The following is a 23,328-nucleotide window of genomic DNA, read 5'->3' on the forward strand; positions in this document are numbered from 1 at the left end:
CCGGCCGGATGCTCAGAGATTCTGCAGGTCGATCATGACGCGGGGGATCGCGTTCATCTGAGCCTGAGCGAGCACGATCACGATGGCGTAGCAGACCACCGTGATGAGCGGTACCCACTTCAGCCACGCCCCGGCGAGCCGGCGAACGCGTGCCGAGCCCGGAATATGCCCTTCGCGCAGGTTGTACAGCGTGACCGCCCAGAAGGTCGGGATGGTGACCGCCCACGTGAGCATGCACCAGGGGCAGAGCACGTCGAGCACGTAGATGCTCTGGTAGATGAGCCAGCCGACGAACGCGAGCGCGCCGGCCACGCCGACGTTGAAGCCCACCCAGAACCAGCGGGCGAACGTCGCGCCGGCGAGGATCGCGACGGCGATCGTGATGACGACCGGCCACGCCATGAGCCCGACGAACGGGTTGGGGAAGCCGAACACGGAGCCCTGCCACGACGCGAGGTTCGTGCTGCATCCCACGAGCACGCCCACGTTGCAGTTCGGTACATGACTCGGATCCTCGAGGGTGAGCACCTTCTCGACCGAGAGTTCGAACGCGGCGAGCAGCCCGAGGGCGCCGGCGATGAGCAGGAAGATCGCGAGGGCGAGCGGCCGACGGCGCTCGAGGGTGTCGGGCATGCTCGGATTATGGCACGCCGATTCCCCACGTCGCTGTCAGAGCATGCGATAATCGAGGGAGTCGTCCGGGCCGCGCCCGGCACGGCGCCAATGAAGGCTTTGAGGGTGCGATGCATCCGAGTGGGCGGGAGAAACCCGCAAGACGTGGCGATCACGGCAACCGCCGATCGCAGAATTGATGGTTCAGCGGCACTGCGCGAAGCGCGGGGCCGCTCCAGAGGAGTACGGATCCACGGCGCGGCCGAGGCATCCGGTGTAGGAGTGCACCAGAGATGGTGGAAGGCAACGAGAAGAACAGCAACGAACCCGATTCGCGCGGTGGCGCCCCGAAGCGGCGAGGCGGCCTGTTCGGCGCCCGGCGGTCGCGTCGGGTCACGACGGAGCCGGTCGCCGAGCAGGTGACGGCCGAGGCCGCCCCCGACATCGACGGCGCGACCGAGGCGGCGTCGAGCACGGTTGCGTCGACCGAGTCCGCGGTCCCCGCCGAGGCCGAGCAGACGGCCGGCCTCGAGGCGACCGACGCCGCGGCACCGGTCGTCGAGGAGCCCGCGGCCGAGGCGTCCCCGTCCGAGCCCGCAGCGTCGCCGATCCCCGCGACGCTCACGACGACGTCGCTCATCTTCCACGCGCCGCCCGTGTTCGAGGTGCCCGAACGCGACGAGCCGCAGACGGAGGACGGCTCGAGCGTCCGCCGTCGTACCCGTCGCCGTTCGGGCGAAGAGGGCCGGCCGACCGGCGACGAGCCCGCGAACACCGTCGTCAAGGTGCGCAAGCCCCGCGAGCCCGAACTCATCACCGAGCCCCAGAAGGTCAAGGGCTCCACCCGGCTCGAGGCGAAGAAGCAGCGTCGCCGCGACGGCCGCGACGCCGGCCGCCGTCGCGCGGTCATCACCGAGGCCGAGTTCCTCGCCCGCCGCGAGTCGGTCGACCGCTCGATGGTCGTCCGCGAGAAGGGCGGCCGCATCCAGATCGGCGTCCTGGAGGACGGCGTGCTCGTCGAGCACTACGTCGCCCGCAACCAGGACGCATCCCTCATCGGGAATGTGTACCTCGGTCGGGTGCAGAACGTGCTGCCCAGCATGGAGGCCGCCTTCGTCGACATCGGCCGAGGCCGCAACGCCGTGCTCTACTCGGGCGAGGTCGACTGGGAGGCGGCCGCCGAGAACGGCGAGAAGAACCAGCCGCGTCGCATCGAGCTCGCGCTCAAGCCCGGCGACCGCGTGCTCGTCCAGGTCACGAAGGACCCGGTGGGCCACAAGGGCGCCCGCCTGACGAGCCAGGTGTCGCTGCCGGGCCGCTATCTCGTCTACGTGCCGAACGGCTCGATGAACGGCATCAGCCGCAAGCTCCCCGACACCGAGCGCGCGCGCCTCAAGAAGATCCTGAAAGAGGTGCTGCCCGAGAACCAGGGCGTCATCGTGCGCACCGCGGCCGAGGGTGCCACCGAAGAGCAGCTCACCCTCGATGTCAATCGCTTGATCGCCCAGTGGGCCGACATCCAGCAGACGCTCGAGAAGGTGCAGGCGCCCGCGCTCCTGCACTCCGAGCCCGACCTGCTCATCAAGATCGTCCGCGATGTCTTCAACGAGGACTTCCAGAAGCTCATCATCGAGGGCGACGCCGCGCGCCAGACGATCGAGCGGTACCTGCGCGCCGTCGCACCCGACCTGCTCGAGCGCGTCGAGGCGTACGCGGGCGACCGCGATTCGTTCGACGAGTTCCGCATCAGCGAGCAGATCGAGAAGGCGCTCGACCGCAAGGTCTGGCTGCCGTCGGGCGGCTCGCTCATCATCGACCGCACCGAGGCGATGACCGTCGTCGACGTCAACACCGGCAAGTTCGTCGGCTCGGGTGGAAACCTCGAAGAGACGGTCACGAAGAACAACCTCGAGGCGGCTGAAGAGATCGTCCGCCAGCTTCGCCTGCGCGACATCGGCGGCATCATCGTCGTCGACTTCATCGACATGGTGCTCGAGTCGAACCGCGACCTCGTGCTGCGACGCCTCGTGGAGTGCCTCTCGCGCGACCGCACGAAGCACCAGGTCGCCGAGGTCACCTCGCTCGGGCTCGTGCAGATGACTCGAAAGAAGCTCGGCCTCGGACTCCTCGAGTCGTTCAGCGAGCCGTGCGAGGTGTGCGCCGGCCGCGGCATCATCGTGCACCACGAGCCGATCCTGAAGCACCGCGCTCCGCAGCAGCCCGAGCGTCGTCGCAACCGGGGCGGGGGCGGCCAGTCGCAGCCGCAGCCGGCTGCGACGACCACAGCGCCGCACGCCGGCACGCATGCGATCACCGACGACGCGAAGCACGCGCTCGCCCAGATCGCGGCGTCGACGATTCCGCACACCGACGCGAAGGACGAGGAGTCCGTCGCGGAGGTTCCCGCCGAGGCTCCCTCGACGGCGCAGCCGGCCGCCGACGTCCCGACCGGTCGTCGGCGCGGCCGCCACCGTCGCGTCTCGCAGGAGGCCGGTCGGCCCGACACGGAGGCCGCGACGACGTCGGTCGCCGAGTCGGCGCCGACGACCCCGGCGACCGACGAGGCCGAGCCGGTGCTCCCGATCATCGACCTGCCCGTTCCGGCCGCCGATCGCAAGCGCCCGGTGCCGACCGCCGAGGCCGAGGTGCTCCTCGACTCGGTGCTCGACGCGCTGCCCGCGCCCAAGAAGGCGGGGGAGGGCCGGGCGCGCAGCCGCCGGGTCTCGACCGCGGCGCTCAGCACGGGCGGCTCGATCCCCGTGATCACCCGGCGTGACGGAGACGTCGACGCCGAGGCATCCGACGGCTCAGAATGACGTGCGGCCCGCGCGGTCGCGTCGCTCGCGCGGCGTGACCCGCAGGCCGCTCCCGCGCAGGCGACGTACGAGTTCGCGCGGGCTCACCGGCTCGGCTCCGGCCGCCACGAGCTCGTCGTACCGCTCGACGGGCACGTCGTAGTGGTCGAGGTCGAACGCACGCGGCGGCAGGTCGACCCGGCGGGCGAACGCCTGCAGCTCCTCGATCGACTCGTCGCTCACGAGGTGCGCCCATACCGTGCCGTGCTTCGGCCAGAGCGGCGTGTCGATGAGGACGGTCATGAGGGGATGCTACGCGCAACGCCGCGCGACGCGCCGTCGGCGCGCGTTTGACCCCCTCCGGGTCATCCGGTAAACTCGACCGTTGGTGCCGCTGCTTATCCCAGTGCGCGCCACTTCGCGGTTCACTCCGCAAGCAGGTCATTCTGCACGCAGGACAACCCGCACAGTGTTTTCTCGCAGTCACCACCCTTCTTCCCGCTGGGGCGACCGCGCAGTGACAATCCCTTCAGGCAGACGGGGCCGAGAGGCCCCCCAGAGATAGGTACGAGTAGTGGTTTACGCAGTAGTGCGCGCCGGCGGTCGGCAGGAGAAGGTCGAAGTCGGCACCATCGTGACGATGGACCGCATCAAGGCTGACAAGGACGGCAACGTCCAGCTCACCCCGGTGCTCCTCGTCGACGGTGACAAGATCACCTCCGACGCCAAGTCGCTCGCGAAGGTCACCGTCACGGCCGAGGTCCTGGGCGACCTCCGCGGCCCGAAGATCGTGATCCAGAAGTTCAAGAACAAGACCGGCTACAAGAAGCGCCAGGGCCACCGCCAGGAGCTCACGCGCGTCAAGGTCACCGGCATCAAGTAACCGCCGCGGCGTCCAAGGAGAATCAGACATGGCACACAAAAAGGGAGCGAGCTCCACTCGCAACGGTCGTGACTCGAACGCGCAGCGCCTCGGCGTGAAGCGCTTCGGCGGCCAGGTCGTCGGCGCCGGCGAGATCATCGTCCGCCAGCGCGGCACCCACTTCCACCCGGGTGCGGGCGTCGGTCGCGGTGGCGACGACACCCTGTTCGCGCTCGAGGCCGGCGCGGTGCAGTTCGGCAACAAGGGCGGCCGCAAGGTCGTCAACATCGTGGCGGTCGGCGAATAGCCGACCGACGACGGTCTTCGTGAGGGCGGGCTTCGGCTCGCCCTCACGCGTTTCATCACCCGGTTCAACGCTCAGGAGGGGTTCGGCATGGTCAGCTTCGTCGACGAGGTGACGCTGTATCTGCGCGCCGGACATGGCGGTAACGGCTGCGTCTCGGTACGCCGTGAGAAGTTCAAGCCGCTCGCCGGCCCCGATGGCGGCAACGGCGGGCACGGCGGCGACATCGTGCTCGTCGCCGACCCGCAGGTGACGACGCTGCTCGCGTACCACGGTCGTCCGCACCGCTCGTCGGCGAACGGGCAGCCCGGCCAGGGCGACAACCGATCGGGTGCCGCCGGCGAGGACCTCGAGCTGCCGGTGCCCGTCGGCACCGTGGTGAAGGACGAGGAGGGCAACGAACTCGCCGACCTCGCCGAGCCCGGGCTCCGCTTCGTCGCGGCCGCCGGCGGCCTCGGCGGCCTGGGCAACGCGGCACTCGCGAGCACGAAGCGCAAGGCACCCGGCTTCGCCCTGCTCGGCACGGACGGCGACGAGCACGAGATCCGCCTCGAGCTGAAGACCATCGCCGACGTCGCCCTCGTCGGCTTCCCGAGCGCCGGCAAGTCGAGCCTCATCGCAGCCCTCTCGGCCGCTCGTCCGAAGATCGCCGACTACCCGTTCACGACGCTGCATCCGAACCTCGGGGTCGTGCAGGCGGGCGATCACCGCTTCACCGTCGCCGACGTGCCCGGGCTCATCGAGGGCGCGAGCGAGGGCAAGGGACTCGGGCTCGAGTTCCTGCGGCATGTCGAGCGGTGCGCGGCGCTCCTGCACGTGATCGACTGCGCGACCCTCGAGCCGGGTCGCGACCCGATCAGCGACCTCGACGTGATCCTCGCCGAGCTCGCCGCGTACCCGGTGCCCGAGGGCCAGATCCCGCTGCTCGAGCGGCCGCAGCTCGTCGCCCTCAACAAGGTCGACGTGCCCGAGGCCCGCGAGCTGGCCGACTTCGTGCGGCCCGAACTCGAGACGCGGGGGTACCGGGTGTTCGAGATCTCGACGGTGAGTCACGAGGGGCTCCGCCAGCTCGGGTTCGCCCTCGGCGAGCTCGTGGACCGCGCCCGTGCCGAGGCCGCGGCCGCACCCGAGCCCGAGCGCATCGTCATGCGTCCCAGGGCGGTCGACGAGGTCGGATTCACGGTTCGCGCCGAGGGCGGCAGCTACGGCACCATCTACCGGATCCTCGGCAAGAAGCCCGAGCGCTGGGTGCAGCAGACCGACTTCGCGAACGACGAGGCCGTGGGCTTCCTCGCCGACCGGCTTGCGAAGCTGGGCGTCGAGGACGAGCTCGTGCGCGCCGGCGCCGTGGCCGGTTCGACCGTCGTCATCGGAAAGGGCCAGGGCGTCGTCTTCGACTGGGAGCCGACACTCACCTCGACCGCCGAACTCATCACCTCGCCGCGCGGCACCGACGTGCGACTCGACGAGAGCCGTCGTGCGACGCGCGCCGAGCGCAAGAGCGACTACCACGAGCGCATGGACGCGAAGGCCGAGGCCCGCGCCGAGCTCGAACGCGAACGCGAAGCCGGCATCTGGGGCGACGAGGGCGACGGCGAGGTCGGCCCCGATGGGGGCGATCGATGACCCTCCGTTCCCATGCAGACATCCCGACCGCGCGTCGGGTCGTCGTGAAGGTCGGCTCGTCGTCGATCAGCGGCGAGAACACCGGGCAGATCGCCCCCCTCGTGGAGGCGCTCGCCGCGGCGCACGCCCGGGGGACCGAGGTCGTGCTCGTGTCGTCGGGCGCGATCGCGACCGGCATGCCCTACCTGCGACTCGACTCGCGACCGAACGACCTCGCGACCCAGCAGGCGGCGGCCTCCGTCGGCCAGAACCTGCTCATGGTGCGCTATCAGGACGCGCTCGACCGCTACGACATCGTGGCGGGTCAGGTGCTGCTCACCGCGGGCGACCTCGAGAACGACACGCCGCGCGTGAATGCCCAGCGGGCGATCGATCGGCTGCTGGCACTGCGCATCATGCCGATCGTGAATGAGAACGACACCGTCGCCACGCACGAGATCCGGTTCGGCGACAACGACCGGCTCGCCGCGCTCGTGGCCGAGCTGATCGGTGCCGACCTGCTCGTGCTCCTCTCCGATGTCGACGCCCTGTACACGAAGCCGCCGCACCTGCCGGGTGCGGAGCGCATCGACCGGGTCGCGTTCGGCGACGGACTCGAGGGCGTCGAGATCGGCTCGATCGGCCGCGCGGGCGTCGGCACCGGCGGCGCCGAGACGAAGGTCTCGGCCGCGCGCGTCGCCGCCGAGGCGGGTGCTGCCGTGCTCATCACGGCGACCCCGCTCGTCGCCGAGGCGCTCTCGGGCGCCGACGTCGGCACGTGGTTCGAACCAGCCCGCTGACCGTCCGCATGCGGCCCCGTCATACGACGCCCCGCTCGCCTCGCCTCGCCTAGGCTGGGACCATGGCGAATCCCGACCTCGATCCCGACGTGCTCGACGAGCGGCTCGCCGCCGCGAAGACCGCTTCGCTTCGGCTCGCCCGGGCCTCGACTGCCGAGAAGGACGCCGCCCTCGCCGAGGTCGCCGGGATCCTGCGCGAGCGCGCCGCCGACATCGTCGCGGCCAACGCCCTCGACCTCGCGGCCGGTCGCGAGGAGGGCCTCTCGACGGGCCTGCTCGACCGGCTCGCCCTCGACGTTCGCCGGGTGAACGCCCTCGCCGACGCGGTGCTCGAGGTGATCGCACTGACCGATCCGATCGGCGAGACGGTCAGCGGCCGATCGCTGCCGAGCGGCGTGCGCATCGACCAGGTGCGGGTGCCCCTCGGCGTCGTCGGCGCGATCTACGAGGCCAGGCCGAACGTGACGATCGACATCGCGGTGCTCGCGCTCAAGAGCGGCAACGCCGTCGTGCTGCGCGGCGGCAGCGCGGCCGAGCAGACGAACGCGGTGCTCGTCGAGGTGCTGCGCGCCGCGCTCGAGCGCACCGGCCTCCCGGGCGACGCCGTGCAGACGGTCGACGACTTCGGGCGCGTCGGCGCACGGCACCTCATGCAGGCACGCGAATACGTCGACGTGCTGATCCCGCGGGGGAGCGCCGGGCTCATCCGCGCCGTCGTCGACGAGGCGCGCGTGCCCGTCATCGAGACGGGCGCGGGTGTCGTGCACATGTTCCTCGACGAGAGCGCGCCCGAGTCGTGGGCCGTCGAGCTCGTGCACAACGCGAAGGTGCAGCGGCCGAGCGTCTGCAACGCGCTCGAGACCCTGCTCGTCCACCGCGACGCCGCCGAGCGGCTCCTGCCCGCCGTCATCGACCGCCTCGAGGCATCCGGGGTGACCGTGCACGCCGACGAACGCGTGCGGGCGATCCGGCCCGAGACGGTGCCGGTGACCGACGACGACTGGGCGACCGAGCACATGAGTCTCGACCTCTCGGTCGGTGTCGTCGACTCCCTCGACGACGCACTCGCCCACATCCGCCGGTACTCGACGAAGCACACCGAGGCCATCGTGACGAACGACCTCGGCAACGCCGAGCGCTTCCTCAACGAGGTCGACGCCGCGGCCGTGATGGTGAACGCCTCCACGCGCTTCACCGACGGCGCGGAGTTCGGCTTCGGCGCCGAGGTCGGCATCTCGACGCAGAAGCTCCACGCACGCGGCCCGATGGGCCTGCCGCAGCTCACGAGCACGAAGTGGATCGTGCGCGGCGCAGGCCACGTGCGCGCCTGAGCGCGCCGCACCGCTCGACCTCGCTAGACTGGCGGGAGCGTTACCCGCAGGATTCGAAAGGAACGGCCGAATGAGCCTCACCACCGCAGCGTTGACCGGAACGGTGCTCACCGAGACGGTGCACGCGCGAGAGCTGCCGGTCGAGTCCTGGGTGTACGGGCTCATCGCCCTCATCATCTTCGCCATCCTGGGGTTCGTCGCCGCGTCGTACCGCGACGTCGCCAACCGCCATCGCGCCAAGGCCGAGGCGTACGCCGCCCGTCACTCGGGCGACGCGCACGGGCACGGTCACTGAGGCGAGTGGTCGCCCGGTGACGGTGCCGGGCCGCCGATCCCGCGTCGGGATCATGGGCGGCACGTTCGATCCGATCCACCACGGCCACCTCGTGGCCGCGAGCGAGGTCGCGCAGTCGCACGACCTCGACGAGGTGATCTTCGTGCCGACCGGCCAGCCGAGCTACAAGACGGTCGTGACCCCGGCGGAGCACCGCTACCTCATGACCGTCATCGCCACCGCGTCGAACCCCCGCTTCACGGTGAGCCGGGTCGACATCGACCGGCAGAAGGCGACGTTCACGATCGACACCCTCCGCGACATCCGTCGCGAGCGACCCGACGCCGACCTGTTCTTCATCACCGGCGCCGATGCCATCGCCCAGATCCTCTCGTGGAAGGATGTCGACGAGCTCTGGGAGCTGGCCCACTTCGTTGCTGTGAGTCGCCCGGGACATGTCCTGAGCGTTTCGGGTTTGCCGGAGCAAGACGTAAGCTTGCTTGAAGTTCCGGCTCTGGCGATTTCGTCGACCGATTGCCGGAGCAGGGTGCGCCGGGGTTTCCCGGTGTGGTACTTGGTCCCCGATGGGGTCGTCCAGTACATCTCCAAGCACCATCTCTACCGGAGTGTCGAATGACGTCGTCGAACGAACCGCCGCTCACGCGCCGTGAGTTGCGGGAACGAGAGCGCCTGCGCGAACAGCAGGCAGCTTCGACGACCCCCGACGCTCCTGCACAGCCGTTCGCCGCACCGCAGCCGCCCCCCGCTGCACCCCAGGCGCCGATTCCCGCACCGCAGCCGGCGGTCGCACCGGCATCCGCACCGCAGCCGGTGAATCCTCAGTTCGCGGCCCCCGTGGCCGCCGCCGCCCAGGCCGCGCCGAGCCCGAGCTACGCCCCGCCTCGTCCGGCGGGCGGATTCGATGCGGTCATCGCCGCACCGCAGGCGCCGACCCCGACGCAACTGCCGCAGCAGAGCCCGTTCGCGCCGCGTCCGAGCGCTCCCGTTCCGGCGCAGCCCGCCGTACCGCCCCAGCCGCAGGCTCCTGCGCAGCAGCAGGCGGCGCCGATGCCAGCGGTTCCGGCGCCGGCGATTCCCGTGCCGGCCGAGCCCGCCCAGGCGGCCGTGCCCGCCCCCGGGCAGACGCCCGAGCGCACCCTGACGCGACGCGAGCTCCGCGCGATGCTCGAGGGCACCGCGCTCGACGACTTCGACGACGAGTTCGACGACGCCGCGCCGCCTGCTGCCGCAGCGCCGGTCGCGTCGGCCGCACCCCAGATCGTGAACCCGCAGACCGGGCAGCCGTTCGCCGCTCCCGCATCCGCCGCGCCGCGGCCGCAGCCGGCCCCGACGCAGCTGCCTGCCGCCCAGCCCGCTGCGCCGGCAGCACCGGCCCACTGGACCTCGCAGCTCGACGTGCCCGACGACCAGCCGTCCGGCCCGTTCGACCAGCTCCTCTCGCGCGGTTCGCTGAGTCACGGCGTGCCCACGACGACGAACGCGCTCATCCTGCCGTCCCTGCCTGACCAGGGCGCCTTCGGCGACACGCTCGCGCAGACCGGCGAGGTCATGGCGACCGGCTCGATCGACCTTCCCCGCAGCTACGGCGCGACCGGCGTGCACCCGAGCCAGATCGACTCGTCCGACGTCGACCGGCTGTTCGACAGCATCGAGGAGGTCGGCACCGGCGTCGCGCCGGTGGCTGCGACGAGCGCCATCAGCACGCAAGGCGCGGCGCGCACGATGATGGCCCCGCCGAAGAAGGAGGGCATGAACGTGCCCCTCGTGCTCGCAGTGACCGCCGGAGTACTCGCACTCGGCGTCGTCGGCACCCTCGTCATCGGCGCCATGTCGGGCCTGTTCTGATCCCCGGCGCCAACGCCGACCGTCTACCCGGAAGTGAGCGAATGACCGCATCCTCTGAAGCCCTCGACTCCCTGGCCCGTGCGGTGCGCGCGGCCGACGCGAAGGGCGGCGAAGATCTGGTCGCATTGGATGTCTCGGGGCCGCTCCCGTTCGCCGACGTATTCCTGCTCGTCACCGGCAACTCCGAGCGCAACGTGGTGGCGATCGCCGACGCCATCGAAGAGGTCCTCGGCCGTGCCAGTCGCCGTGAGGGCCACGACGCGGGCCGTTGGGTGCTGCTCGACTTCGGTGACCTCGTCGTGCATGTGTTCCACCGCGAGGAGCGCATGTACTACGGTCTCGAACGCCTCTGGAACGACTGCCCGGCGCTTCCCGTCGAGCCGCTGCTCACGGCGAAATCCTGATCGCGGCGCGAATCGCCCGGGGTGCACCGCTCGATTTCGCACGGCGGCATCGCCTGGTGTAAGCTCGTCTCGTTGCCCGCGAGAGCGGGAAGCACCGAAACGGGTTCATCCCGAACGGGTCTGTGGCGCAGCTGGTAGCGCACCTGCATGGCATGCAGGGGGTCAGGGGTTCGAGTCCCCTCAGATCCACCAAGAACCCCTGACGAATCGCAAGATTTGTCAGGGGTTTTCTCGTTGAACAGGGCGAGAAGAGGGTCGTTGGGGCCTTTTTGGGGCCTTTTTCGATTCGGGGGACTGGCTTCCACAGGATTCCACATGTGAAGTCCCCGGACAGCAAGCATTTCGGCGTGATGCGCACTCCTGAGGAGTATGACCACATCAACCGATCACACCGTTCCGGCGGCCCGGTTCGTCGACGAGCTCGGGGACTATCTGAGCGTCGACGAACTGGCGCAGTACTTGCAACTCTCCAAAGAGACGATCTACCACTGGCGTCTCGAAGGAACCGGCCCGAAGGCCACCAAGCTCGGCAAGCATCTGCGATACAGCCGCGAGAACGTTCAGGCCTGGTTGCAGGTCCGAACGGACCGACGGTGACGATGGTGATGGCTTCCTACCCTGCGAATACAGAGGGTGAGCATGATGCCACGCAGAAGAATGGAACCCGGCTCACGCGGGGAGATCACGTACCATGACCTGCCCGACGGTCGAGTTCGTGGCACCGTCGTCTTCCGTCGCATCGATGGGAGCTACGGCAAGGTCCGCACCCGCGCGACATCTCGGGCGCGAGCACGTCGCACGCTGGTCGCAGCGGTCGGCGATCAGTACGAAGCGGCCTACGGGGCGAATGACGGTCTCACGCCGGAGTCGCTCTTCATCGAGCTCACGCACGAGTACATGCAGCACGTCGCGTTCACCGGGGAACAGCGAGACACGACACGGCACGAGAACTCCCGCCTGATTGAGAAGAAGATCGCACCGCTGATGGGATCGCTCGCCCTACGGGAGGTCAAGGCGAGCACAGTTCTCCGGTCTACAAGGCAAACCATCGGCGCACGCCTCGACAAGCCGACACATGCAAGGCGCTGATCAGCCAGATCTGCTCGTATGCCGTGATGAATGACCTCATGGTCGCCAGTCCGGCGTGGGAGGTGAAGAGCGCTAAGTGGCGCCCGAAGCCCATCTACGCTCCCGACGCGGTGGAGTTGCAGAGTTTCCGGGCGATCATTCGCGACTACCAGAACCGCGCGGATCGGATGGGACCGCGGCCATCCGATCTGCTCGGCGATGTCGTGGATCTGATCCTCGCCACCGGCGCCCGCGTGAGCGAGGCAGTCCGACTCAAGTGGCAATTCGTGGATCTCGACTCGGACCGGCCGAGCATCACGATCGCCGGGAAGGTCGTTGACTCCAAAGGCCTGCCCAAGCGCTATGAGGACTATCTGAAGACGGAGTCTGGATGACGGCGCATCTCAGTTCCGGACGAACTCCTACCGATGCTCCGCCGTCGCAAGATCGCATCGGGCGACAACGAGTTCGTCTTCCAAACCCGCACCGGGGCACCCAGCGGAACCAAGATGTGCACCGTTCCCTGCGGCGCGTCCGGGAATGGGCTGGGCTCGACGAGGCACTCGTGCCGCACGCGCTCCGCAAGTCCGCGGTGACCGCGGTTGCAGACGCACTCGGCATCGAAGGGGCCGCCCGGTTCGCCGGCCACAAACGGTCTAGGGTGACCGAGTAGTACTACGAAAAGCGCGCCGTTCAGGCTCCGGACACCTCGATAGTGCTCGGCAACCTTCAGCGATCTCGGCCTGTGGGACACGCAACCACGGCACCCGGCGAACGGGCGCCGTGGCCGCGTACTCATCTGCAATCGCGACTCACTCGCTCACACGAACGATCTCGGGCAGGCGCCACGTGTTGTCAAACCATGACTCGAGCGGGCCGTAGAGGCGCAGCAGGGGCCACCACGACTTGCCAGGCAGCGTAGGGATCCAATTGGACTCCTTGCCATCGGGGGCGGTCGGCGCGAACCACAGGACGTACGAACCGTCGGCTTCGGCCTGGAGGCCTTCGCCGAGGCTCGACAGAGCTGGGTAGAGCGTCGACTGCAACAGCGACCGGGTCTGGGTGTCATAGAGGTCGAACGCCCAGAAGTTCTTCGCCGGCGGGTTCGGAGGGATCGTCAGCGAGTACGTGGCGGCTCCATCGAGCAGCGCGCCGTCGGCGTCCTGCGCGGTGTAGATGTAGGCCGAGCCGGCACCAACCTGCGCGTGCGCCATCGCCGGCGTGATGACGGTCGCCGCGTAGTGGAACAGCGTGCGGGCGTCGAGATTGCGCGCACCGTCGCTCAGGAACTCGTAGCTGCCGCCGACGAACCCCTCCTTCCACGAGGATCCGTCCCAGCGGTACGACTCCGGGTTGCGAGGCCGGTAGAGGTTGGCGCGCGCCATCCCGGCACCAATGCGGGCGGCGGCGTCGAGCACGCCGCGCCGATGCTCATCGGGCGCGAAGGGCTTCCCGTGTGCGATGCCGAGGGCGGCCAGCGTCCCCGCGCGCTCGGGGTCGAGTGCCGCGGTGGGTTCTTCGGCGACGATCTCGGCGACCTCTTCGAAGAACGAGAAGTCGTTCGAGTGGATCGTGTTGAACACCTGGTCGGCGATGTTCACGAAGGTGTTCTCCGGCGGAGCGGCGGCATCGCTCAGTCGATAGATGCGGGACTGCTTGATGGCGGGCACCCCGCGCAGGGCGCGGATCACCACGAAGTTCGTGAACGTCGGGCTTTCGTAGGTGAAGTACCCGTCGGGCCGCTCGCCGTCGTATCCCGGAGGGAGGAAGAGGTACTTGCCGCCGGCGCCCTTGTCGGGGCCCGCGATTCCCATGTCGGCGACGTACCGGAACCAGAAGTCGTCGACGACGCCGAGCGCCTGCGGGGGTGCCTCGATGACCGTTGGACCCCACGCCCGCAGGTCAAGGAACGCAACTCCGTAGGTGGTCTCGGTGTTCGGCGTGAGCCACAGCGCACCAGAGTTGCACTTCGGATCGGTGAATGCGATCTTGTCGGGCGAGTCGACGCCGGCGACGCGCAGCCCGTGCCGCATGGCGACAAGCGACGCACCCGGGATCGTGTCGAGGAAAGCTGTGATGCCGCGGACGAGGTCGAGCCCGTCGAAGATGGTCTGAACCGATTCGGGCGTAGGCACGCCGTCGAAGAACTCGAAGTCACCGAACGGCGTCGACAAGCGGTCGGGCGTCGAAAGGCGCGTCACCTCCTCGGCCAACTGATCCCTCGTCAGCCCCGTCCTGGTGCTTGCTTCGATCGACATGCGCATTCCCCCTCGCTGGTCACGTCCCGTCATCATGACACCGGGCCCATGATGGTGCATCACCAAGATCGCACGACGGAGTCGGTGACTGCCGTCGGCCCGCTCGCCAAGAATCCGAGATCGATCGTCGGTGCGGGGATTTGCGGGTCGACATAGGGTCTGGTGAGGCACGGCGCATCGGCTCGCGAATCACCTTCAGTTTCCGCGGAGTGGGCCCGCGGGGGTGAATGAATGGCTGATCGAGCGGGCCCCGCTCGCTTCGAGAGTCCGTGGTCGATGCCTCGCTTGCGGCATGGGCTTGTGACGCCGGAGCTTGTCTCCGGCATGGTGCTCGTCAGCGTCGTCATCGCGGTGTCGGACGACAGTGGGCGTTCGTTGAACACTATGGGCGTCACCATCGTCAGCATGCTCGTCCTTTGGCTCTCGCAGATGTATATCGTTGCCATCGCCGTCCAGGGAGCTCGCGCGGAGGGTGAGCCGATCCGTGTGCGGGAGTCCATCCGGTTCGCATTTGGGCGATCGATTGGGTTGCTGTACGCGACGGTCCCGCCGTTGATCTCGCTCGCCCTCGGGGCTCTCGGAGTGTGCTGGGAGTGGAGGTCGCATCTTTGTCCACCCTCTGAATGGGTGTTCTCGTTCTGGCCATTCTCAGGTGGATCGCGTTCGCCAGCCGACGGGTCGTCTGGTACTGGCGATGGGCGGTGCGTGTGCCACCGCTGCGCTCGGGCTGCTGATCATTCTGTTGAGGATCTTCCTCAAGTGATCAGCGACCGCAACCGAGTGTCGGCAGGACGTCCGCATTCCGAACTGATCAAGCCCGAGGAGCGGCGCACAATTGCATGGACGTCGCGGCGGTGCGCATTGGGCGTGTATGCGCCCAACCTCAGAGCGCGGCGAGAAGCGCTTCGGCGGCCGCGCGGGAGCGCGCGGCGCGCGTGGGGTCGGCGTCGAAATCGCCGAGAAACACCGAGCCGAGTGCGCAGGTCAACACGCCGTACGCCGCGGTCGTGCAGGTATCCGGCGATGCATCGGGATGGTCTGAGGCGACGAGGTCGGCGAGCTGCACCCGCGTGGCTGTATAGGCGCTGGTGAGCACCTGCGCGATTTCGGGGTCCGTGCGTGAGAGCTGTACGAACCCCAGCACGACCGCGTTCTCGCGGTCGGGTGAGTTGAACGCCGGGCCGAAGAGGTAGTCGAGCGCCGACTCGAGGTCGGACGTGCCGGCGGGCAGTATCGTGCCGACCTCGCCGGTCTGGTCGGCGAAGAGTGCGGTCGCTGTGTCGAGCAGGAGCTTGTCGCGGTTGCCGACGAAGTGGCGCACGTGGCCGCGCGACATGCCGGTCGCGGTGGCGATGCGGTCGAGCGTCGTGCCGTGGATGCCGTGCTCGGCGATGGTCGCCATGGTCGCGTCGAGGATCTGCTCGCGGCGCTCGGCGGCGACGGAGGGTCGTGCCATCGGCGGGTTTCTCCTCTCCTGCGATGCGGATGCCTCGCACTCGACTCTGCCGAGTGTAGCGGTTCTGCGATTCTTGTCTAGTCAGACTTGACTATTTAGACCCACGTCCGTAACGTGACCGTCACCGCGTCGCAGGACGCCCCGTCTCGAAGGAGTGACATGCCCGACATCCAGCGCATCCCCCCGGCGCCCGAGAGCCCGCTCTCGGTCCCCGCCCGGATCCGAATGCGCGACGGGGTGCTGCTCGCCGGCGACGTCTACCTTCCCGGCGCACCCGATGCCGCCGACACTGCACCCGGCGACACCATCCTGATCCGACTGCCGTACGACAAGTCCGGCGTCTACTGCTTCATCCCGCAGGTCGCCGAGTACCTCACCGGACACGGCTACCGGGTCGTCGCGCAGGACGTGCGCGGCAAGTTCCGGTCCGAGGGCGATGCGCTGCTCTTCGTGAACGAGGTCGACGACGGCTACGACACGATCGAGTGGATCACCTGTCAGCCGTGGTCGAACGGCCGCGTCGCGATGTGGGGCGACAGCTACTACGGCTACACGCAGTGGGCCGCCGCCGCGAGCGGGCACCCGGCGCTCAAGGCCATCGCCCCGCGCGTCACGGGCACCGGCCTTGGCGAGCCCGTGCACCGCGACCCCTCGCGACGCACGCGCGCGGTCGAGTGGGGGGTCACCTACATGTACCCGCTCACGCAGTTCTTCGACAACGACATGCTGCAGTGGGAGCCCGACTGGTCGCGCCGCGACTTCGCCGCCCAGGCCGAGGAGTTCATGAGCCAGGTCGGCGCGCGCGGGCTGAGCTACGACCAGTGGTACCCGAACCCCGTCCTGCTCAGGCGCTTCCCGAACGGCGACCCGTTCGCCGGGCGCTCGGTGCCCTCGCTGCACACGATCGGCTGGTGGGACAACTGCGCACCGCTCTCGTGGGCCGACGTCGAGCGGATCTCGCAGCGCCCGAACTGGGACGCGCACCACTACCTGCGCATCGAGTCGATCGACCACGAGAGCTACCAGCTGCACGAGGCCGACGGCGACCGGGTCGCCGATCGCAGCGACGCGCAGATCCGCGACCTGCTGCCGCGCACGCTCGACCCTGCGCTCGCGTTCTTCGAGGTCTTCGTGCGCGGCAACGGGGCGGCGGCCGAGCTGCCGCGTGTGACCTGGAGCCTCGCGGGCACCGGGGAGATGCGCGAGAGCCCGGTCTGGCCGCCCGAGGGTGCGCGTCGCGTCAGCCGGTACGCGACGGGCGACGGATGCCTCGCCGCCGCGCCCGCCCCGACCGAGTCGGTGCTCAGGTGGACTCACGACCCGGACGACCTCGTGCCCTCGAGTGTGCCCGATGCGTTCTCGTTCCTGCTCTTCGCCCCCGACGAGGCGGAGCTCGGCGACCGCGCCGACGTGCTGCGTTTCGAGTCGGACGAGGCCGTGGCCGACGTCGACCTCGCGGGCCCGGTCTCGGCGCAGCTCCGCATCGCGTCCGACGGCCCCGTCATGGACTGCTTCGTGCGGGTGCTCGACGTCGCACCCGACCGCACCGCGCTCCGCATCGCACGCGGCCAGGTGCAGCTGCTGGAGGCGAACGACGCCGACCCCGCGGTCATCGAGATCGACCTCGGCCAGGTCGGGTACCGGCTGCGGGCGGGGCACCGGTTACGTGTTCACGTCTCGAGCAGCGACTACCCCGAGTTCCTGCCGCAGACCGGCACGGGTGCCGATCCGTGGACGTGGGGGGCGACCCGCCCGAACACCCAGTCGCTCGTCGTCGGCGGAGCCGACGGATTCCAACTGCACTTCACCGTCCTCGAAGGAGAACTGCCGTGAACCCCATCGCTCCCACGTCGTGGCCGAACCTCGAGTACGTCTTCGAGATCCGCGCCACGATCGACCCCGACTTCCACATCGGCCGCGGCCCCGACGAGCAGCTCTCCTTCACGCCCGTCTCGGGCGGCAGCGTCACCGGGCCGCGGCTGAACGGCGAGGTGCTCGCCGGTGGCGGCGACTGGGCGGTCGAACGATTCGGCACCGCCCAGCTCGAGGCCCGCTACCTGATCCGCGCCGACGACGGCGCGGTGATCGACATCCTCAACCGCGGGTACTTCCGGGCGACCCCCGAGGTGCTCGAGCGGATGGACCGTGGCGAGCACGTGCCCGAGGACGACCCGGGCCTCTACTTCCGCACGGCGCCGGTCTTCCAGACCGACGCGCCCCAGCACCGCTGGCTCGCCGAGCACCAGTTCGTCGGCCTCGCCCGCGACGAGGACGGCCAGGTCTGCATCCGCGTCTTCCTGCTCGCCTGAACACCGGCGGCGTCATCCCCATCACCCTCGCACCACCGACCGAACGGACCCCACCATGAACGGACCCCGACTCGCGGCAGGCGCCGTCGCCTGCGCCGCGTTGCTCGCCCTGACCGCGTGCACCCCGCGTGACGGCGCCGATGTCGACGGAGACCCCGGCGAGCTGACGATCGTCGACTCGCTGCCCGCCGGCACGAAGGCCGTCGACGAGGTCACGTGGGCGATCGCCGAGGGCGAGCCCGCCACCCTGAACCCGGCCGCCTCGGCGAACCTGATCATCCCCAACCTGTGCGACAACCTGCTCTCGCTGCAGCCCGACTTCTCGATCGAGCCCGGCATCGCGACGAGCGCCGAGTTCGTCGACCCCGTGACCTTCGTCATCGAGTTGCGCGACGACGTGACCTTCTGGGACGGCAGCCCCGTGACGGCCGACGACGTGGTCTACAGCCTCCAGCAGGGCATGAACCCCGAGTCGCAGTGGTACGGCGCCTTCGCGCTCGTCGTGCCCGATCCCGCCACGGGCATCGTCGCGACCGGCCCGAACGAGGTCACCGTGCACTTCGTCGCCCCCGACTCGACCTTCCGCGACGCGCTCGCCGGCCAGGGCGGCGCCGTCATGCAGCGGGCGTTCGGCGAGGCGGCGGGCGACGCGCTCGGCACGCCCGACGGCGGCCTCATGTGCACGGGCCCGTACGAGCTCGCCGACGGCGGCTGGAAGCCGGGCAGCGCGATCACGACGACCGCGAACGCGGACTACTGGAACGGCGCGCCGCTCGTGAAGACGCTGACCTACACCTTCGTGAACGAGGGGTCGACGCTCGCGACCGCCCTCACGCAGGGCGAGATCGACGGGGCCATCAACGTCTCGCCGAGCTCGCGCGCGGTCTTCGAGGGCGACGGCGCCGGCACCCTCACGATCGGCCACTCGACCGCGTCGTACAGCTTCGGCCCGACGACCGCCACGGGTCCCGCGGCGAACCCGAAGATCCGCCAGGCGCTGAGTCTCGCCATCGACCGCGACCAGTACCTGCAGACTGTCGTGAACGGCCTCGGCTACGTGCAGAAGACGCTCGTGCCGGAGTTCTCGTTCCAGTCGATGGCGGAGGCCGACGTGTACCAGGCCGGCTACGACGCGCTCGCGGACCCCGAGGTCGACCTCGAGCAGGCGAAGCAGCTCGTCGCCGACAGCGGCGAGGACGTGAGCGAGCCGCTCGTCATCGCCGTGCCCGCGGGCGCCAAGGAGTTCGAGCAGACCGCGACGATCATGCAGGCCGCGGGCGAGAAGATCGGCCTCGACCTCGTGATCGACGAGATGCAGGCCTCCGACTTCGGTGCGCTGTTCTACGACCCGGCCAAGCGCGAGGGCGTCGACTTCGTCGCCACCCAGGGGTACCTCGAGACCCCGGGCGTGCTCGGCTACCCGTCGCTGTTCGTGCTGCCCGCCGAACAGGGCGGCATCTTCAACTGGAGCGGCTACGACGACGGCGAGGTGACTGCGCACATGATGGCCGCGCGCAACGCGACCGACGCGGAGGCGGCCGCGAACGAGTTCGTCGCCGCGCAGGCCGTCTACGCGCCCGACCAGCCGCAGGTCACGCTCGCGGGCACGTACCAGCTCACCTACCTGAACGACGACCTCACGGGCGTCACCACGTCGGTCGCCGCGTACAGCAGCCCCTGGGCGCTGCACCTCGGCGGCCAGTAGGCCGGCCGGCGCTTGCGCATGCGGGGCTGCGTCCGCGAACAGAGCACGAAGAGAGGAACGGCGCGGTGAACACCCTGACACGGATGCTGCTGGGGCGGCTCGGCGGCCTGCTGCTGACGCTCCTCCTCGCGAGCATCGTCATCTACTCGGCGGTGCTGCTCACCGGCGACCCGATCGCGGCGCTCGCCGGGGGCGCGAAGCCGACGCCCGAGCTCATCGCCGAGATCCGGGCCGAGTACCACCTCGACGACCCGGTCTGGCAGCGGTACTGGGAGTGGCTCACGGGGGCGATCCAGGGCGACTTCGGGCGGTCGTTCGTCTACAAGACGGCGGTGACGACGCTCGTGGCGCCGCGGTTCGCCATCACCCTCCAGCTCGTGCTGCTGACGGTCGTGCTGATCCTCGTGTTCGGCGTGGGCTCCGGCATCCTGGCCGCGACCAGGGGCCGCGCGGTCGACCGTGCCGTGGCGACGGCGACGTCGCTGGGAATGGCGCTGCCGACGTTCGTCGTCGCGATCCTGCTCATCTGGATCTTCGCGAAGAGCCTCGGCTGGTTCCCCGTGTACGGCGAGGGCGACGGGGCCTGGGATCGCCTGTGGCACCTCGTGCTGCCCGCGATCTCGCTCGCGGTGCTGTTCATCGCCTACATCAGCCGGGTCACCCGCAGCGCGCTCGTCGCACAGCTCCACTCCGAGCACGTCGACACGGCCAAGGTGCGCGGCATCCCGCGTCGCCGGGTGTTCGGGGCGCACGTCTTCCGCAACGCGTCGCCGCAGATCCTCGCCATCGCCGGCACGACGATCGCGGGCCTTTTCGCGGCGTCGGCGATCGCCGAGGTGGCCTTCGGGCTCGGCGGCATCGGATCGCTCCTCGTGCAGGCGGCGGCCCGCGCCGACCTGCCGGTCGTGCAGATCGTGTCGCTCCTGCTCGTGACGATCTTCGTCGTGCTGAACGCGGCCGCCGACCTCGTCAGCGCGCTCATCGACCCGACGAGCGTCGAAGGAGGTGCCCTCGCATGAGCGTCGCGCAGATCGCACAGGGGGCCGTGCCCGCCGGGGCCCGTCGCGCGGCGAAGCGCGACTGGACGTTCGTCGTCGCGCTCGCCGTGCTCGCGGTCGTCGTCATCGTCGCGGTCGCCGGACCGTGGCTCGCACCCTACGACCCGTACGAGCTCTACGTCGGCCCCGTGAACAGTGCACCGAGCGCCGCGCACCTCTTCGGCGCCGACGACCTCGGCCGCGACATCCTCTCGCGGGTGCTCGTCGGCGCCGGGGCGAGCGTGTTCGCACCCGTCGTCGTGGTGCTGCTCTCGACCCTCCTCGGAGTGGGGCTCGCGCTCGCCGCGGCGTGGTTCGGCGGGTGGGTGTCGGGCGGCATCGCACGACTCGTCGACGTCATCTTCGCGATCCCGGGCCTCGTGATCGCGGTGCTCGCGGTGACGCTGTTCGGCAAGGGGCTCGTCGCCCCGGTCGTCGCGCTCGCGATCGCCTACGTCCCCGTCGTCGGCCGGCTGACCCGTACCGCCGCCTCTCGTGAGCTCGGCAAGCCGTACATCGCGGCGCTCCGGGTGCAGGGCGTCTCGAGTCTCGCGATCTGCTTCCGCCATCTCGTGCCGGCGATGATCCCGATCGTCGCAGCGCAGATGGCGGTGGGCTTCGGGTACGCGATGCTCGACCTCGCCGCGATCTCGTTCCTCGGCCTCGGGCAGCAGCCGCCCGCGCCCGACTGGGGATCGATGATCTCGAGCGGCCAGGCGAGCATCCTCGCGGGCGCCCCCGAGCAGTCCGTCTTCCCGGCGATCCTCGTCGTCGTCACCGTCCTCGCCGTCGGCATCGTCGGCGCGCGCGTCACCGTCTGGGCCGAGGAGAAGGAACGATGAACGCATCCGTGCTCGAGATCGAGGGTCTCGACGTGTTCGCGCCAGGCGCCGACGGGCCCCGTCAGCTCCTCTTCGGCAACACGCTCGCGGTCGGACGCGGCGAGGCGGTCGGCCTCGTCGGCGAATCCGGCTCGGGCAAGACCCTCACCGTGCGCGCCGTCGCGGGCCTCCTGCCCGACGGGTTCACCACGAACGGCACGATCCGCATCGACGGGCGCGACCTGGGGGCGATGAGCGCGCGCGAGCTCCGCGACGTGCGCGCCCGCCGTCTCGGCATGGTGTTCCAGACGCCGCGGGCGCACCTCAACCCGCTCCGCACGATCGGCGACTTCATGACGGAGGCCCTCGTGCACGTCGCCGACGTGAAGCCCGATGCCGCGGCGAAGCGCGCCATGGACCTGCTCGACGAGGTCGGCATCACCGATCCCGCCCGGCGCATGCTGCAGCATCCCGCCGAGCTGTCCGGCGGCCTGCTGCAGCGCGTCATGATCGCCGCGACGCTCGCGATGGACCCCGACCTCCTGCTCGCCGATGAGATCACGACGGCGCTCGACGTGACCACGCAGGAGGAGGTCATGGCCGTCATCGCCGACCTGCGCGCCCATCGCGAGCTCTCGCTGCTGTTCATCACGCACGACCTCGCGCTCGCCGGGGCCGTCTGCGACCGGGTGAACGTCATGCAGCACGGGCGCATCGTCGAGACGCTGCGCGCCGCGACCATGCGGCAGGACGCGCGGGGGGACTACACGAGGGTGCTCATGTCGGCGTCGCTCGACGAGGCGCCCCCGATCGAGGCGGATGCCCCGGCGTCGCACCCGATGATGACGCTGGCGAACCTCCGCAAGGCGTACCAGGTGCGCGGTGCGAACGGCCGCCGGGAGACCCTCGTCGCCGTCGACGACGTGTCGATGGAGCTCGCACCAGGCGGCTCGCTCGGCATCGTGGGCGAGTCGGGGTCGGGCAAGTCGACCACCGCGCGCCTGCTGCTCGGGCTCGAGCGCGCCGACGGCGGCACGATCACGGTCGACGGCGAGGACTGGAGCGTGCCCGCGCGCCGCGGCGCCGAACGACGGCGCCGCGCGAAGATCGCGCAGATGGTGTTCCAGGACCCGTACCAGTCGCTCGACCGCCGCCAGACGGTGCGGCAGTGCCTCGTCGAGGCGGTGCGGGTGCACCGACCGCGCGACGCGAAGGTCGCCGTCGAGGCCCGCGTCGCCGAGCTCATGTCGCAGGTGCGGCTCGACACGAGCCTGCTCGACAGTCGGCCGCGCGCCCTCTCGGGCGGGCAGCGGCAGCGCATCGCGATCGCCCGTGCGCTCGCGGCCGACCCCGTGCTGCTCGTGCTCGACGAGGCGGTGTCGGCGCTCGACGTGACGACGCAGGTCGAGATCCTGACGCTCCTCGACTCGATCCGTCGCGAGACGGGCGTCGCGCTGCTCATGATCACACACGACCTCACGGTCATCCGGCGCCTGTGCGACCAGGTCGTGGTCATGCGGCAGGGGCGCATCGAGGAGCGCGGCACCGCCGCGCAGATCCTCGACGATCCCTCGGCCGAGTACACCCGACTGCTGCTCGACTCGATCCCGCGCGAGGGCTGGACGCCCAGACGGCGCAGACTGGGTCGTACGCAGTCACTGCCGACCGTCACGCGCTCGAGCGCCATGGTCCCCGACGCCTGATCCCGCCTGATCCCCGAACGAAGGGAGCCACCCCACCCATGTCGACCTCGCTGATGGAACCCGCCTTCGAGTACTGCTTCGAGCTGCGCTGCCAGGTCGACGAGGAGCTGCCGCTCGG

Annotated in this window: 23 protein-coding genes and 1 tRNA gene; 20 read left to right on the top strand and 4 right to left on the bottom strand. The window is 69.8% G+C overall.

What is annotated here, in order from left to right; genetic code table 11:
* Positions 1 to 12: 12 nt before the first annotated feature.
* Positions 13 to 633 carry a vitamin K epoxide reductase family protein gene (locus ACWGPE_RS12250; protein ID WP_231430966.1) on the bottom strand — a complete coding sequence of 207 codons (621 nt, stop codon included), beginning with the start codon at positions 631 to 633 and terminating at the stop codon, positions 13 to 15.
* 272 nt (positions 634 to 905) lie between these two features.
* On the opposite strand from ACWGPE_RS12250, the gene ACWGPE_RS12255 reads away from it, so the two are divergent.
* Entirely contained in the window at positions 906 to 3,428 is a 2,523-nt protein-coding gene (locus tag ACWGPE_RS12255; RefSeq protein WP_275506948.1) for an Rne/Rng family ribonuclease, read from the top strand.
* Here the strand turns inward: ACWGPE_RS12255 and ACWGPE_RS12260 are convergent.
* Positions 3,420 to 3,710, bottom strand: coding sequence for a DUF4031 domain-containing protein (locus tag ACWGPE_RS12260; protein ID WP_275506949.1), 291 nt, complete (start codon positions 3,708 to 3,710; stop codon positions 3,420 to 3,422). The genes ACWGPE_RS12255 and ACWGPE_RS12260 overlap by 9 nt on opposite strands.
* Before the next feature lie 271 nt (positions 3,711 to 3,981).
* Between ACWGPE_RS12260 and rplU the strand changes: the two genes are divergently transcribed.
* The 13 genes from rplU to ACWGPE_RS12325 all read left to right on the top strand — a co-directional run bounded on the left by rplU (position 3,982) and on the right by ACWGPE_RS12325 (position 12,316).
* On the top strand, positions 3,982 to 4,290 hold the full coding sequence (gene rplU / locus ACWGPE_RS12265; protein ID WP_231430969.1) for a 50S ribosomal protein L21: 309 nt from the start codon (positions 3,982 to 3,984) through the stop codon (positions 4,288 to 4,290).
* Between the two features lie 28 nt (positions 4,291 to 4,318).
* Positions 4,319 to 4,576, top strand: a complete 258-nt coding sequence (gene rpmA / locus ACWGPE_RS12270) for a 50S ribosomal protein L27 (RefSeq protein ID WP_056009138.1) — start codon at positions 4,319 to 4,321, stop codon at positions 4,574 to 4,576.
* A gap of 87 nt (positions 4,577 to 4,663) precedes the next feature.
* Positions 4,664 to 6,199, top strand: coding sequence for a GTPase ObgE (gene obgE, locus ACWGPE_RS12275; RefSeq protein ID WP_231430970.1), 1,536 nt, complete (start codon positions 4,664 to 4,666; stop codon positions 6,197 to 6,199).
* On the top strand, positions 6,196 to 6,978 hold the full coding sequence (proB, locus tag ACWGPE_RS12280) for a glutamate 5-kinase (RefSeq protein WP_275506950.1): 783 nt from the start codon (positions 6,196 to 6,198) through the stop codon (positions 6,976 to 6,978). Before obgE ends, proB begins: the two co-directional genes overlap by 4 nt.
* A gap of 62 nt (positions 6,979 to 7,040) precedes the next feature.
* Positions 7,041 to 8,309 carry a glutamate-5-semialdehyde dehydrogenase gene (locus ACWGPE_RS12285; RefSeq protein WP_275506951.1) on the top strand — a complete coding sequence of 423 codons (1,269 nt, stop codon included), beginning with the start codon at positions 7,041 to 7,043 and terminating at the stop codon, positions 8,307 to 8,309.
* Between the two features lie 70 nt (positions 8,310 to 8,379).
* A complete protein-coding gene (locus ACWGPE_RS12290; RefSeq protein WP_231430973.1) occupies positions 8,380 to 8,604 on the top strand; it encodes a hypothetical protein in 225 nt (74 codons plus the stop codon).
* Between the two features lie 16 nt (positions 8,605 to 8,620).
* Positions 8,621 to 9,220, top strand: a complete 600-nt coding sequence (gene nadD, locus ACWGPE_RS12295; protein WP_275506952.1) for a nicotinate-nucleotide adenylyltransferase — start codon at positions 8,621 to 8,623, stop codon at positions 9,218 to 9,220.
* Positions 9,217 to 10,449: a hypothetical protein gene (locus tag ACWGPE_RS12300; RefSeq protein ID WP_452048787.1), complete on the top strand. Its 1,233-nt coding sequence runs from the start codon at positions 9,217 to 9,219 to the stop codon at positions 10,447 to 10,449. The genes nadD and ACWGPE_RS12300 overlap by 4 nt, the downstream gene beginning before the upstream one ends.
* 41 nt (positions 10,450 to 10,490) lie before the next feature.
* Positions 10,491 to 10,853 carry a ribosome silencing factor gene (gene rsfS, locus ACWGPE_RS12305; RefSeq protein ID WP_231430976.1) on the top strand — a complete coding sequence of 121 codons (363 nt, stop codon included), beginning with the start codon at positions 10,491 to 10,493 and terminating at the stop codon, positions 10,851 to 10,853.
* A gap of 116 nt (positions 10,854 to 10,969) precedes the next feature.
* Positions 10,970 to 11,045 (top strand) — tRNA-Ala (locus ACWGPE_RS12310).
* Positions 11,046 to 11,222: 177 nt separating this feature from the next.
* The gene (locus tag ACWGPE_RS12315) at positions 11,223 to 11,450 is read left to right on the top strand and encodes a helix-turn-helix transcriptional regulator (protein WP_231430977.1); all 228 of its coding nucleotides are present in this window, start codon (positions 11,223 to 11,225) and stop codon (positions 11,448 to 11,450) included.
* Between the two features lie 60 nt (positions 11,451 to 11,510).
* Positions 11,511 to 11,942 carry a hypothetical protein gene (locus ACWGPE_RS12320; protein ID WP_275506955.1) on the top strand — a complete coding sequence of 144 codons (432 nt, stop codon included), beginning with the start codon at positions 11,511 to 11,513 and terminating at the stop codon, positions 11,940 to 11,942.
* Positions 11,943 to 11,968: 26 nt separating this feature from the next.
* Entirely contained in the window at positions 11,969 to 12,316 is a 348-nt protein-coding gene (locus ACWGPE_RS12325; protein WP_452048788.1) for a hypothetical protein, read from the top strand.
* Positions 12,317 to 12,733: 417 nt separating this feature from the next.
* Here ACWGPE_RS12325 and ACWGPE_RS12330 read toward each other — a convergent pair whose 3' ends face one another.
* Both ACWGPE_RS12330 and ACWGPE_RS12335 read right to left on the bottom strand, forming a co-directional pair.
* Entirely contained in the window at positions 12,734 to 14,179 is a 1,446-nt protein-coding gene (locus ACWGPE_RS12330; RefSeq protein ID WP_452048789.1) for a DUF1254 domain-containing protein, read from the bottom strand.
* A gap of 883 nt (positions 14,180 to 15,062) precedes the next feature.
* Positions 15,063 to 15,635, bottom strand: coding sequence for a TetR/AcrR family transcriptional regulator (locus ACWGPE_RS12335; protein WP_255679931.1), 573 nt, complete (start codon positions 15,633 to 15,635; stop codon positions 15,063 to 15,065).
* Between the two features lie 159 nt (positions 15,636 to 15,794).
* Here ACWGPE_RS12335 and ACWGPE_RS12340 point away from each other — a divergent pair, with 159 nt between their 5' ends.
* The 6 genes from ACWGPE_RS12340 to nikE all read left to right on the top strand — a co-directional run bounded on the left by ACWGPE_RS12340 (position 15,795) and on the right by nikE (position 23,210).
* Positions 15,795 to 17,468, top strand: a complete 1,674-nt coding sequence (locus ACWGPE_RS12340; protein ID WP_231430982.1) for a CocE/NonD family hydrolase — start codon at positions 15,795 to 15,797, stop codon at positions 17,466 to 17,468.
* On the top strand, positions 17,465 to 17,944 hold the full coding sequence (locus ACWGPE_RS12345) for a DUF3237 domain-containing protein (protein WP_452048790.1): 480 nt from the start codon (positions 17,465 to 17,467) through the stop codon (positions 17,942 to 17,944). Before ACWGPE_RS12340 ends, ACWGPE_RS12345 begins: the two co-directional genes overlap by 4 nt.
* Positions 17,945 to 17,999: 55 nt before the next feature.
* Positions 18,000 to 19,649, top strand: coding sequence for an ABC transporter substrate-binding protein (locus ACWGPE_RS12350; RefSeq protein WP_452048791.1), 1,650 nt, complete (start codon positions 18,000 to 18,002; stop codon positions 19,647 to 19,649).
* A gap of 65 nt (positions 19,650 to 19,714) precedes the next feature.
* A complete protein-coding gene (locus tag ACWGPE_RS12355) occupies positions 19,715 to 20,668 on the top strand; it encodes an ABC transporter permease (RefSeq protein ID WP_452048792.1) in 954 nt (317 codons plus the stop codon).
* Positions 20,665 to 21,528, top strand: coding sequence for an ABC transporter permease (locus ACWGPE_RS12360; RefSeq protein WP_452048793.1), 864 nt, complete (start codon positions 20,665 to 20,667; stop codon positions 21,526 to 21,528). Before ACWGPE_RS12355 ends, ACWGPE_RS12360 begins: the two co-directional genes overlap by 4 nt.
* Positions 21,525 to 23,210: a nickel ABC transporter ATP-binding protein NikE gene (gene nikE, locus ACWGPE_RS12365; protein WP_452048794.1), complete on the top strand. Its 1,686-nt coding sequence runs from the start codon at positions 21,525 to 21,527 to the stop codon at positions 23,208 to 23,210. The genes ACWGPE_RS12360 and nikE overlap by 4 nt, the downstream gene beginning before the upstream one ends.
* Positions 23,211 to 23,328: the final 118 nt, after the last annotated feature.

The sequence above is a fragment of the Agromyces sp. NPDC055658 genome, assembly GCF_053618155.1.

Excerpts from the sequence above, each read along its gene's own strand:
- rpmA (WP_056009138.1), top strand. The coding sequence starts at position 4,319 with ATGGCACACAAAAAGGGAGCGAGCTCCACTCGCAACGGTCGTGACTCG.
- ACWGPE_RS12330 (WP_452048789.1), bottom strand. The coding sequence starts at position 14,179 with ATGTCGATCGAAGCAAGCACCAGGACGGGGCTGACGAGGGATCAGTTG.
- nikE (WP_452048794.1), top strand. The coding sequence starts at position 21,525 with ATGAACGCATCCGTGCTCGAGATCGAGGGTCTCGACGTGTTCGCGCCA.
- ACWGPE_RS12255 (WP_275506948.1), top strand. The coding sequence starts at position 906 with ATGGTGGAAGGCAACGAGAAGAACAGCAACGAACCCGATTCGCGCGGT.
- ACWGPE_RS12320 (WP_275506955.1), top strand. The coding sequence starts at position 11,511 with ATGGAACCCGGCTCACGCGGGGAGATCACGTACCATGACCTGCCCGAC.
- ACWGPE_RS12290 (WP_231430973.1), top strand. The coding sequence starts at position 8,380 with ATGAGCCTCACCACCGCAGCGTTGACCGGAACGGTGCTCACCGAGACG.
- ACWGPE_RS12285 (WP_275506951.1), top strand. The coding sequence starts at position 7,041 with ATGGCGAATCCCGACCTCGATCCCGACGTGCTCGACGAGCGGCTCGCC.
- ACWGPE_RS12260 (WP_275506949.1), bottom strand. The coding sequence starts at position 3,710 with ATGACCGTCCTCATCGACACGCCGCTCTGGCCGAAGCACGGCACGGTA.
- ACWGPE_RS12340 (WP_231430982.1), top strand. The coding sequence starts at position 15,795 with ATGCCCGACATCCAGCGCATCCCCCCGGCGCCCGAGAGCCCGCTCTCG.
- ACWGPE_RS12250 (WP_231430966.1), bottom strand. The coding sequence starts at position 633 with ATGCCCGACACCCTCGAGCGCCGTCGGCCGCTCGCCCTCGCGATCTTC.
- rsfS (WP_231430976.1), top strand. The coding sequence starts at position 10,491 with ATGACCGCATCCTCTGAAGCCCTCGACTCCCTGGCCCGTGCGGTGCGC.
- obgE (WP_231430970.1), top strand. The coding sequence starts at position 4,664 with ATGGTCAGCTTCGTCGACGAGGTGACGCTGTATCTGCGCGCCGGACAT.
- ACWGPE_RS12315 (WP_231430977.1), top strand. The coding sequence starts at position 11,223 with ATGACCACATCAACCGATCACACCGTTCCGGCGGCCCGGTTCGTCGAC.
- proB (WP_275506950.1), top strand. The coding sequence starts at position 6,196 with ATGACCCTCCGTTCCCATGCAGACATCCCGACCGCGCGTCGGGTCGTC.
- ACWGPE_RS12325 (WP_452048788.1), top strand. The coding sequence starts at position 11,969 with ATGAATGACCTCATGGTCGCCAGTCCGGCGTGGGAGGTGAAGAGCGCT.
- ACWGPE_RS12350 (WP_452048791.1), top strand. The coding sequence starts at position 18,000 with ATGAACGGACCCCGACTCGCGGCAGGCGCCGTCGCCTGCGCCGCGTTG.
- ACWGPE_RS12335 (WP_255679931.1), bottom strand. The coding sequence starts at position 15,635 with ATGGCACGACCCTCCGTCGCCGCCGAGCGCCGCGAGCAGATCCTCGAC.
- ACWGPE_RS12360 (WP_452048793.1), top strand. The coding sequence starts at position 20,665 with ATGAGCGTCGCGCAGATCGCACAGGGGGCCGTGCCCGCCGGGGCCCGT.
- ACWGPE_RS12300 (WP_452048787.1), top strand. The coding sequence starts at position 9,217 with ATGACGTCGTCGAACGAACCGCCGCTCACGCGCCGTGAGTTGCGGGAA.